Here is a 10,489-nt window from a genome sequence, read left to right as displayed (position 1 = left end):
ATTTTGGTTTGTAAGGCAATTATCTATGTATATCTTGCCTTACAGATTTTTTTTTGCTCACTTTTTCAGTGCCATTGCAATATAGGGTTCAGCTTGACTAACCAGCAAATATTCACAAAAACTAGCAATAGAACGATATTTTCTGAACTTTTCACCTCGATCGTAGCCTTCACTAGAGGGGGAAAGAACCTCAACAATCACTAAAGGATTGAGAATTTCATCCGTGTGATCGCCATTGAATTCCGGTTCACCATCAATTATCAGAACATCGGGATAAGTTCCATGATTGAAGCTAGGAATCCAAATGCGTAGATCGCCGTTATAGATTTGAAAATTTGTGTCTCGCACAGCCACGTTAAGAAAAGTCGTAATGTCTACGGTAATACGGCTGTGAGCGGGGGAACCTCCTGGCATAGCGATAATCTCTCCGTTACAATATTCGTGACGTTCTTCGGCTGTTTCCTCGATCGCCCGGTATTCATCTGGAGTAAAGCCAGTCTTTGTCGCATCTGGAAGATTTGGCGGGTTGGTTTGAGTTATAACCACGATCACACCTCCTAAATAATTAGACTTTAAATAATTATGGCTTACAGCTAGATAGTTTTCCTAACCCAGAGGCGTTTTCTCGATTCCATTCAAATTCCATAAAAAACTCTCCATGCCTTTTTCCGCTTCTGCTTCACAACCGCTAAATTCTCGCTTTCCTTTTATTTCTAACACTCAATTGCTTGGTAATAGATGTATAATAATGCAAAGCAAAAAGCAGATTAATTCCAAAAAAGACCAAAGTCAAAACAAAGGTAAAAAAAGACGTAAACGACAGCCTGGAAGTCATCGTAAACATCGCCAAAATGATTGAGCAAAGCCCAAAACCGGAAGCAAAAGAACTTAAAAGCAGCAACCGCACCTTAGACATAGTTTAATTTAAAGATTATCAGTAAAATGCACTCTTGGCAGCTACAGAGGAGTGCCAAATGATACTTATTACTATATAGCGGAATTGCTCAGTTCCGCCAAGGGCAAAACGACTGCTTTCTTAAAAAGGTTTGAATTATACAGAAAAATACAGCCCGCGCTCTTGTAAACTCCTGTTGCCCAACTTAATATCAATCAAAGGAATTCCCCAGCCTCCGCAAGCATTCCACCTTTCGCCATACAGCCATCGCAGGCGCAATCCCGCTTACAGCAAAGTATTCGCTTCCAAAACCGCGCTTTCCCTGGGATTCCAAACATTGCCAAAATCCACAAACGGCGTCACCTGCAAAACTCCTTGGTTGTCGCAGGTGCGCTTGCATCGGATACCGCAAATCGGCTGAATCAAAAATCCCGCTATCGGCAAGCATTGCATCCTGACGGTAGCCCCGCAATGTGTCTGAGCCTTCTATGCCGAATGGTTCGATCGCCAAAAGTTCTGCCCCAGCCAATTCTACCTCCGATCGCACCGGCAGCAGCGTCTCAGGAGCCAACAACCACACGTACTGCAATTGACCCAGCCAAGTCAAAAATTAACGGTCAGGGCTGCTGCTGCTCACCGTAGCGCCAAATGCTGCCATTGCCACACAGAACTGCGATCGCGCCGCAAAGACATCTCTCTCTCCCCTCTGAGTAAAATCTTGAAACAGCCTCAGCGCCGCAACCCGAGTTCTACCCCGATTATCTGCTCCCGGCGACAGCGGAAAATCCTTTCTCAGCAAAGATGTATCGCTTTCTCGACTGCGGGTAACGATTCCGATCGCGATTTCTCTTCTGGGATTTTGCACGATCGGCTCGCGGTAAATCAACTGCCAACTACTTCCCATTGATCGACTTTGATCGTACCCGGAATCTTAGCAATTCTGCAGGCTGTGCCGGCGCGGGAACAGCAGGCGGCAAAAGCTGTGCGGCTGAAGGCAAGGGCTTTGGTAGCGCGGGTTATCGGAGGGGAGCCGGATTTTGCAGCCGCGGGTTAGGAATCGGAAATTCGTGTCTGTTTTCTCCTCGGTTCGGCAATTGAGGGAAAGTTTCTGGGGCCTGACTTTGGGTCGTTTGATCAAACTCCGGGATGCTATTTTCTTGCTCTTTACGGCTTCTATCTAATTCTGAACCCGAGTATAAATCACGAAGCCGATCGCGATCGTCTGCTGTTTCTGGATTTAGTTTTAAGTGAGACGGAAAATTATCATGCAAAATTGGCGCTTGCACCCCTGAGTCGATACCAACCATCGACTCGCTAACACTTAGAGCTGATAGCAGTGCGGGGCAAATAGCTGCAATTGAAAAACCAAGTGCTAATGCCTTGAAAAACTTGATTTTACAAAAGCCTCTAGAAAATTGCACGGGCATGACAGATTAGCAATATTTGATAGTTATTTACACTTACGATCGGGCGCGGCCGAGGCAATTACAAGGAATAAAATTACTTTATCACTTTTTAAAGACTTAATTTCTTAATTCAATATAAAGAGAGTTGACAGCAATCAGGTTTTGTGTATGCAAAAATTACTGAAAAAAACTCCTACCTCCCAAGCTAGCTTTCTTGCAAGGAATAGAATTACTCTATAACTTTTTAAAGAGTTAATTCCTTAAATCAATGTAAAGATAGTTGACAGCATCTAGGTTTTGTGTACTGAACAATTACTAAAAAAACTCCGACCTCCCAAGCTAGCCCTGTAGGTCGGCGGAGCATTCTATCAAACCTGCGATCGGAGAAATAGGTAAATTTTGATAGAGATTACTACATTTTATTGAGCTGCGATCGCAATTCTTCCAACTCAGCGTCAATCACCGGGCTCGACTCCGAGCTACTAGCTGCTGCCGTTTTACCCGCTGCCGGCAATTGACCTTGAGACACAGAACCCCCGGTCAGTTGAGCTTTCATCTGAGCCAACTCGTCGTCAACATCACCGCCGCTTTCGAGCAAGCGGAACTGTTCCTCTAAATTGCTGCCGCCGGCTGCCAATTCTGCCGAAGCTCCCGCGCGAGCTTCAATCTGCAAAACTTTTTCTTCCATGCGATCAAAAGCTGCCATTGAACTGCCAGTATTCAATGTGCCAATGGTATTGTTGAGCTGTTCCTGAGCCTTAGCAGCGGATATCCTCGCTTTGAGCATATCCTTCTTAGTCTTAGCTTCGGAAATTTTGCTCTCCAAACCGATCAAGTTGCGCTTGAGACTTTCCACCTGAGCCGATTGCTGATCCAGACTGGCTTTCAGCGTAGCCGCCGTTTCAGCGTGAGACTTTTTGCGAACCAGCGCTTCCCGGGCCAAAGTCTCGTCTCCTTTTTGCAGGGCTAGCTGAGCGCGCTGCTGCCACTGGTTAGACTGAGATTCAGCTTGATTGTACTGAGTCTGGGTGCGCTTTTGAGTGGCGATCGCGCTGGCAACGGCCTGACGCAACTGCACCAAGTCTTCCTGCATATCCGTAACAGACTGTTCTAAAATCTTTTCCGGGTCTTCAGCTTTGTTGACCAGATCGTTAAGATTGGCTTTGACGACTCGGCTAATGCGGTCAAATAATCCCATAATGCTATTTTTCCTGGGTGAGGTGTACGAAGTAGGCGGAAAGCAGGCTTGATAGCCCTAGCCCGCAGTTGTGAAATTCACTCTTGTCAGATTTTTAGTGCGATTTAGTTTTTGGCAATTTTTGCAGACAGATAAATCCAGTTTAAAGCGATCGAGTAATGTGATGCAGGCAAGCTTATTCATGCACCTATCAATTGAGTTTAACTTCGATCCGGGAATTCCCCAACAGGCTTCGAGCCATCTCTACCTAGGCTGTTGAGAAGTTTTTGCTCGTCCCGACTCTTGTTCGGTTGCCGGGGGTTCAGGATGCGGGCGGGTCGCTCGACGGCAATTTGGGTGTATTGTTGCCCGGAAGCATTTGTGCTTTCATCGCCGCCAACTCGGTATCCACATCGTCGGCACCTTCGAGAGAGAGAAACTTCTTTTCTAAATCATTAGTTCCGAGTTCTGCGATTGCTTCGGAGCGAGCTTCTAGCTGCATGACTTTCTCTTCCATCCGTTCAAAAGCGCTCAAAGCGCTGCCGGTACTGAGATTCCCCATCATTTCTTGAAGCCTTTCCGACGATGCCGCCGATCGAGCTCGGGCAATGTACATATCTTTTTTAGATTTTGCCTCGGAAATTTTACTTTCGAGCGCCCGCATATTTTCTTTAAGTTTACTCACAACAGCGTTCTGTTGTCCGAGACTGGCTTTCATCGCCGTTGCCGTTTCTTGATAAGATTTCTTGCGTGTCAGAGCTTCCCGCGCCAAATTTTCCTCGCCTTTTTGCAAAGCTAGCTGCGCCCGCTGATGCCATTCTGCTGCTGTAGACTCAGCTTGGGAGCACTGGCGTTCAGTGCGTTTTTGAGCTGCAATCGCTCCCGCCACAGCTTGTCTGAGCTGCACTAAATCTTCCTGCATATCCATTACAGCCTGTTCCAGAATTTTTTCTGGGTCTTCTGCAGCCCCGACCAAACTGTTAATATTGGCTCGAATCACTCGCCATAGGCGATCGAATAATCCCATTTTGCCAGTCTCCCGATTTTCAACTTGAGAATTAAGACAGAGAAATCAGAATTAAAAACTAAAAATAAAAACTCCTCAATCGTCTTTTTAATTTTTAATTTTGAAATTTTAATTCCATCTAAATTAGGTCATCATGATTATTTTTAGGATGGGTAGGGCGCGAGCATTACCCATCAAAACTGAGCAAATGTTGGGTGAAGCGAAACGGAGGGTTCGTGCCTCGGCCCAACCTACTCCCCGATCATTAGTTTAATTGTCTTTGCCTAATTTAGGGTTGATAGTATTGTGGCTTCACCCCTTTTTCTTGGAGTTCTTTCACCAAACGTTCTGCTGAGGCAGGATCGTTCAAAGCCCCCATTTGGATCTTGACACCCTTTGAGAAGTTCCGCACGTAGGCATCGGGAACTGCGGTTCTGGCTTGCTGCAGCGATTTTTCGTCGGTGTAATCGGTGACAACGTAATAGAAACCGTCGGCGGCCCGTGCAGGCCTTCCTAGCGGGGATGCGGCGGCTGGGGATGCGGCGGCTGGGGATGCTGTCGCCGGGGATGTGGCGGCAGGCTGGGCTGGGGAGGGTGTTGGAGGGAGTGTCGGCAGTGTCGGCACTGGCTGGGCGGCGCTGGGGCTGGCAGTGGGAAGCAAAGCCGTACTCAGATTGTTGAGTCCTTGTTCCCTGCCCCTGGCCGGGTTGCCGTCTTCTGTAGGAATCGGCACAGCCCCGCTGGGGCCCGGAGGCGCTGGCGGAGTTGGCGGGATTGATGCTTTTGGTGACGGGGAAGGAATTGGGCTGACTGTCGGCTTGACATTGCTGAGAGTGCTCAAATCTAGCTCGACAAATTCCTTGGATACCAGATTTGGTGCTTTCGGCAGTTCTTTGGTGCTGGTGGCTGAGGTGGAAATAGAGGCGGGACTGCCGCTTGGAGAGGGTGAGGTGCGATCGAGCAAACGGTTCAGGCCGGCCATTTTAACCAGATTTGACGGGTACATGACTGCGTAGCCCAAAGCTGTGCACGACAGCAAAAACAGCAGCATCGAACTCAGTCCCAAGGGGGTTAACAAACTGGCGGCTAAACTGCGTTCTACCGTAGGCTCAGCTTTTGACTCGTCCAAACTTTCGATCAGTTTTTCGCTTGATTCGAGATAATTGTTGGGTGCGAAGGCACTGCTAGATAATTTTGTGCCACCCCTGGTAGTTGCTAGCGGGGCATCGCCCTGAGTGCCGGCAAGGGATAGGGGCAGCGATAGGGGCTGCTGGGTTTCCTCCGCAGTCTCCGGCGCCAAATTTTGGGCTAGCTGTTGCTCGGTTGTGGCTGTTTGCTTGCCGGTACGAACTGAGGGCGACACCCACTGTTCGGCGCGCCTCCTGTGCCTTCTGTATGTTGTCAGTTCTGCTTCTAGATTTACATCTAGACTCCCCAGGACTGCTTGCAAAGCAGGCTTGATTGGGGTTGAAGAGGATTGATGATTTGGGGATTCAACCGAAGAACGCTTACTCATTAGCAAAACTCCTACCGCCTCTGAATTAATTTTAATATTTTGATTGTAGAGATAAACAAGAAGCATGAAAACTTGCCTATTTTAGGATTAGCTACTTTTGGCGTCACTGCAACAGGGGCCCGATCGCCTGCTGTCGATCGCCGGCAGCTATTGTTCATTTTCCTTTGAAAACTTAATTGTTGCTGTGTCCCGGAGGCTGCTTACCGACCGTCTCAGCCACTTTTTGTATCCTGAGCTACCGCTTATTTGTAACCTCTCATACTGGTTGGGCATTTGTACTTTTTCTTGATCCCTAACGTCTTTATAAACTTTTAAGCTGTGTTTTTACCTATACAATGAGCAAGCACAGAACCAATTGTTTCTATATATAACGAGATTATAAATAAATTATAAAATTTAATTATGCTCCGGGTATCGCTACAAACCAGACAGCATAAAGGTTGGAATGCTCTAAAACCTGCTAGCTCTACAAAGGAGAATTAGAGATGAAAATGATTTCCCTAAGAACTTTTATGCAAACCTCATTAACTTCACCTTTAACTTCAGCTTGTGGTCACTGCCGTCACTATACCCCGGAGGGCAGACGCGGGGGTGTTTGCGCTTTACTAGGCGGCCCGGTTCAAAGTCACTGGAAAGCTTGTGCTTTAGCGGTTTCGCCTTTTAGGTCATCTTGGGAAAACATAGAAATTGGAATGTGGCAAGAATCGACTCTGACGCTGCAGGATGCCACCGTCACTCTTTCCGAGCGCCATGCCTGCCAGCTTACAGGCACAACGTTAACCGAAAAATCCGTAGCAGCAGTCTCAGTTTAGTTAGTCGGCCAGGATAGCTAATACCATTTTCGATTTTCGATTGGGGAATCACTGATCATTATCATGGTTTGCATCTGGCAAAGCAGTTTCATCCTTTTTGGAAACTGGCATCAATACTGACACTTTTGAACGATCGCGTGCATTGGGCTTTACTAACTCAGAAAAATCAGCAGCATCTACTTTAATAGGAGCCCATAAAAAAACTGATTTCTCTATCCAGCTATGGCAGCCAAGGATATTGACTAAAATCAGGTTGCCGTTTTTCCAAAAAGGCTTGTTTACCTTCGGCGCCTTCTTCGGTCATATAATACAGCAAAGTGGCATTTCCCGCCAGTTCTTGCAAACCGGCTTGACCGTCGCAGTCGGCATTAAAAGCGGATTTCAAGCAGCGAATAGCGATCGGACTTTTTTCTAGAATTTCTGCAGCCCACTGAATCCCTTCAAGTTCTAGTTGTTCGACGGGCACGACGCAGTTGACTAAACCCATTTCTAGGGCTTGCTGCGCGCTGTACTGGCGACACAAAAACCAAATTTCTCTGGCTTTTTTCTGACCGACAACTCTGGCGAGATAGCTAGCTCCGAAACCACCGTCGAAACTGCCGACTTTGGGGCCGGTCTGTCCGAAAATAGCATTGTCAGCAGCGATCGTCAAGTCGCAAATTAAGTGCAGAACGTGACCCCCTCCAATTGCGTAGCCTGCAACTAAAGCAATTACAACTTTGGGCATAGATCGAATCAACTTCTGCAAGTCGAGCACGTTCAACCGGGGTATGCCACCTTCGTCTACATATCCCGCCGAACCCCGCACGCTTTGGTCGCCGCCGGCGCAAAAGGCGTATTTGCCGTCTGTATGAGGCCCCGCACCGGTGAAAAGGACAACGCCGATTTTTGTGTCTTCGCGGGCATCAGTAAAGGCATCGCACAGTTCCAGCACGGTTTTGGGACGGAAAGCGTTCCGTTTGTGAGGTCGATTGATGGTAATTTTGGCGGTGCCACCACTTTTGTGATAGAGAATGTCTTCGTAGGTTTTGGCGGTTTGCCATTCAATTTGCATAATCAATCAATTTGAGATTTGAGATTGAGCTGAGTCAATCAAGGCAGCGACAAGTCGCTTTTAGATTTTAGAGGCATTCGGTTCAATGGGATACAAGGGTTGAGCGACTATTGCCAAAAAAAAATAAAGCAGGACTTAGGCAGAAACCAGGTTTTTGAGCAACATACGCCGTGCAGCGCTCTTGGTAGGGGTTAAACAACCCGGTTTTTGAGGGTAAGAGCGCCCAAGTCCCATCTCAAATGGAAACAGGGTCAAATCCTCGAAATCCTCTCTCACTACTTTGTACTGCCCAAAAATTTATAGGGGCTGGATTATTGGCGGAGTAAAATACTCAGCAAGTGCTTTGCTGCTTTGCCAAATACCGGATCGCGGGACTCGAATTCGCTCGGATCGAGTAAAGCTTGAACTTCGGCAAAAGCTTCTGAGTCGAGGGTTCCTTCTTTAGTAAATAAAGTGTCTATGACTGCAATGTGTCTGGAGTCGAGGCCGAGCCGATTTGCGATCGACTGTAAGTACATTTGCTCCCGCATATCGATGTGTCCGTCGGCCGCTGACATTTCGTAGCCGGAACCGATAAGCAACAGTTTTTCTGATTCTGAGAACAAAGCTGTCAGGGTTAGCAATTCCGTGGGGTTGAAGTAAACCTGCTGTTTGGATACTCCTTTGACAAGGCGCTGAATTAGTTCTATCCGATCGCGATCGCCGCTGGCAAAGGCTTTGAGAGTCTTTTGCAGCCGTTCTTCTTCTTCAACTGCGATCGTCCTGTCAATAATCATCACTCCGCGCAGGATGGAAATCAGAGCCGTCAGAAACACTACCAAAGGAGTGATATCTTGTTCGCGCAGCTTTTGCCGGGTAATGCGGCACAACAGCTCAACAATTTCAGTGGTAATCGTAGTGGTGTCCATAATTAAAGACTCTCGATTAAGCTGTAATGTAACTTTATTTATCGATCTTAAGTTTTTCTGTAACTTAGGTATGACGTGAATTATAAAGCTGAGCCGTTGTCTATTAGTGAGACTACTTATTTTATTCACAAACGCTGGATGACTAGGGCTGTGGAATTGGCACAAGCAGCCGGTGATGCTGGTGAAGTACCCGTGGGTGCTGCAATTGTTGACGGTACTGGCAAATTAATTGCCGAAGCGCAAAATCGGCGAGAGCGAGATTGCGATCCGACTGCTCACGCTGAAATCTTGGCTTTGCGGGCTGCTGGCCAAGTTTTGCAAGACTGGCATCTTAACCAATGCACGCTCTATGTAACGCTGGAACCTTGCCCGATGTGCGCTGGTGCGATCGTCCAAGCTCGGATTGGTTTGCTGGTATACGGAGCAGATGACCCGAAAACTGGCACGATTCGGACGGCGGCTAATATTCCAGATAGCGCCCATTCGTGTCACCGCTTAGAGGTGCTCGGCGGTATTATGGAGTCTGTTTGCCGTGATCAGTTGCTTTCTTGGTTTGAAGCGCGCCGGAAAAATTAACAGGTAAAATTTTTTACTCTCTTCTGCGCGAGGTTTAATCGAAATTGACCCTTTAACTGAAATAATAGATCCGTAATTGCCCGCTCAAGCTTTCGAGGCTGCCGACTGCTCTGTATTAGTGCTGTCCGGTTGGCTGAGGTTTTGCCTGTTAGAGGTTATCTCTTGTGGGCGCGATCGCTCGATCGGCACAATGCCAATAGCAAAACTGTCCCGATCCAAAAACTAAAGATTTGTCCAACCACTTACTTTAGACTTTAGATCTCGATCAAGCAGCTTAATTGCTATGCCCGATACCGCCACGATCGCCGTTGAGTCCAGTAAATCATCTCTAGTGAAGCCAATGCCTGCCAAGGTAGCACCTAATACCTCTCGCGTTTCTCCTTGGTTAACCTCCTTGCTCTATCCGCTAGGTCACTATGTTGTCCTACCGTTTCATTTTGGCAAGATTGAGATAACCGGACAGGAGCACTTGCCGAAAGACGGGCCTGTCATCTTAGCCCCTACGCACCGCTCCCGGTGGGATGCCCTGATGATGCCCTATTCAACGGGACAGAAGGTGACTGGACGCGATTTGCGGTTTATGGTAACTGCTGATGAAGTGAAAGGACTGCAAGGTTGGTTCATCAGAAATTTGGGGGGGTTTGCTGTGGATCTCAAGCATCCGGCAATTGGCAGTCTCCGTTATGGGGTGGAACTACTCCTCGACAAGGAAATGTTGGTGATTTTTCCCGAAGGCGGTATTTTTCAGGATGGGGAAGTTCACCCGATTAAGCCGGGATTGGCGCGTTTGGCAATGCAAGCAGAGTTGAGCAAACCGGGTTTGGGGGTGAAAATTGTACCGATGAGTATCCGCTATCGCCCGCGCATTCCTCAATGGGGTTCTCACGTAAAAATTGCGATCGGTGCTCCGATTTCGGTGGCGGATTATGCCAATGGTGGCGGTGGTAAAAAAGAAGCACGATTGTTGACAGCCGATCTCGAAATGGCTCTTAAAAAGCTTGATGAAAGTTGAGAAGAAGGAAGTTCGGCAACGGATTATGTACAAGATGTAACGGATGTCAGGAAGAAGGAAGTTCGGCAACGGATTATGTACAAGATGTAACGGATGTCAGGAAGAAGGAAGTTCGGCAACGGATTAT

At 47.5% G+C, this 10,489-nt stretch carries 13 protein-coding genes; 4 read left to right on the top strand and 9 right to left on the bottom strand.

What is annotated here, in order from left to right; translation table 11 throughout:
* Nucleotides 1-57: 57 nt before the first annotated feature.
* The 5 genes from QUA74_RS27180 to QUA74_RS27160 all read right to left on the bottom strand — a co-directional run bounded on the left by QUA74_RS27180 (nucleotide 58) and on the right by QUA74_RS27160 (nucleotide 3,499).
* The gene (locus QUA74_RS27180) at nucleotides 58-546 is read right to left on the bottom strand and encodes a Uma2 family endonuclease (RefSeq protein ID WP_333335253.1); all 489 of its coding nucleotides are present in this window, start codon (nucleotides 544-546) and stop codon (nucleotides 58-60) included.
* A gap of 560 nt (nucleotides 547-1,106) precedes the next feature.
* Nucleotides 1,107-1,502 carry a hypothetical protein gene (locus tag QUA74_RS27175; protein WP_333335251.1) on the bottom strand — a complete coding sequence of 132 codons (396 nt, stop codon included), beginning with the start codon at nucleotides 1,500-1,502 and terminating at the stop codon, nucleotides 1,107-1,109.
* A 3-nt stretch (nucleotides 1,503-1,505) separates the two neighbouring features.
* Nucleotides 1,506-1,799, bottom strand: coding sequence for a hypothetical protein (locus QUA74_RS27170; RefSeq protein WP_333335249.1), 294 nt, complete (start codon nucleotides 1,797-1,799; stop codon nucleotides 1,506-1,508).
* 112 nt (nucleotides 1,800-1,911) lie between these two features.
* Nucleotides 1,912-2,322 (bottom strand): hypothetical protein, encoded by a 411-nt coding sequence (locus QUA74_RS27165; RefSeq protein ID WP_333335247.1) that lies wholly within the window; start codon nucleotides 2,320-2,322, stop codon nucleotides 1,912-1,914.
* Nucleotides 2,323-2,713: 391 nt separating this feature from the next.
* A complete protein-coding gene (locus QUA74_RS27160) occupies nucleotides 2,714-3,499 on the bottom strand; it encodes a PspA/IM30 family protein (protein WP_006635936.1) in 786 nt (261 codons plus the stop codon).
* A 70-nt stretch (nucleotides 3,500-3,569) separates the two neighbouring features.
* Here QUA74_RS27160 and QUA74_RS27155 point away from each other — a divergent pair, with 70 nt between their 5' ends.
* Nucleotides 3,570-3,758, top strand: a complete 189-nt coding sequence (locus QUA74_RS27155; protein WP_333335245.1) for a hypothetical protein — start codon at nucleotides 3,570-3,572, stop codon at nucleotides 3,756-3,758.
* Nucleotides 3,759-3,800: 42 nt separating this feature from the next.
* Here the strand turns inward: QUA74_RS27155 and QUA74_RS27150 are convergent, their stop codons facing one another.
* The gene (locus tag QUA74_RS27150; protein WP_333335242.1) at nucleotides 3,801-4,505 is read right to left on the bottom strand and encodes a PspA/IM30 family protein; all 705 of its coding nucleotides are present in this window, start codon (nucleotides 4,503-4,505) and stop codon (nucleotides 3,801-3,803) included.
* 268 nt (nucleotides 4,506-4,773) lie between these two features.
* Nucleotides 4,774-6,000 (bottom strand): SPOR domain-containing protein, encoded by a 1,227-nt coding sequence (locus tag QUA74_RS27145; protein ID WP_333335239.1) that lies wholly within the window; start codon nucleotides 5,998-6,000, stop codon nucleotides 4,774-4,776.
* A 512-nt stretch (nucleotides 6,001-6,512) separates the two neighbouring features.
* Between QUA74_RS27145 and QUA74_RS27140 the strand changes: the two genes are divergently transcribed.
* A complete protein-coding gene (locus tag QUA74_RS27140; RefSeq protein ID WP_333335237.1) occupies nucleotides 6,513-6,812 on the top strand; it encodes a hypothetical protein in 300 nt (99 codons plus the stop codon).
* 220 nt (nucleotides 6,813-7,032) lie between these two features.
* On the opposite strand, the gene menB is transcribed toward QUA74_RS27140, so the two are convergent.
* On the bottom strand, nucleotides 7,033-7,866 hold the full coding sequence (gene menB, locus QUA74_RS27135; protein WP_333335255.1) for a 1,4-dihydroxy-2-naphthoyl-CoA synthase: 834 nt from the start codon (nucleotides 7,864-7,866) through the stop codon (nucleotides 7,033-7,035).
* Between the two features lie 311 nt (nucleotides 7,867-8,177).
* Entirely contained in the window at nucleotides 8,178-8,774 is a 597-nt protein-coding gene (locus QUA74_RS27130) for a TerB family tellurite resistance protein (RefSeq protein ID WP_333335234.1), read from the bottom strand.
* Between the two features lie 75 nt (nucleotides 8,775-8,849).
* Here QUA74_RS27130 and tadA point away from each other — a divergent pair, with 75 nt between their 5' ends.
* The gene (tadA, locus tag QUA74_RS27125) at nucleotides 8,850-9,350 is read left to right on the top strand and encodes a tRNA adenosine(34) deaminase TadA (RefSeq protein WP_333335232.1); all 501 of its coding nucleotides are present in this window, start codon (nucleotides 8,850-8,852) and stop codon (nucleotides 9,348-9,350) included.
* Nucleotides 9,351-9,633: 283 nt separating this feature from the next.
* Nucleotides 9,634-10,362 (top strand): lysophospholipid acyltransferase family protein, encoded by a 729-nt coding sequence (locus QUA74_RS27120; RefSeq protein ID WP_333335230.1) that lies wholly within the window; start codon nucleotides 9,634-9,636, stop codon nucleotides 10,360-10,362.
* Nucleotides 10,363-10,489 lie beyond the last annotated feature (127 nt).

The organism is Microcoleus sp. LAD1_D3 (genome assembly GCF_036702135.1).
Taxonomy (GTDB): Bacteria; Cyanobacteriota; Cyanobacteriia; order Cyanobacteriales; family Microcoleaceae; genus Microcoleus.
The sequence above is the reverse complement of the archived record's forward strand: the minus strand, read 5'-3'. Positions and strand labels throughout refer to the sequence as shown.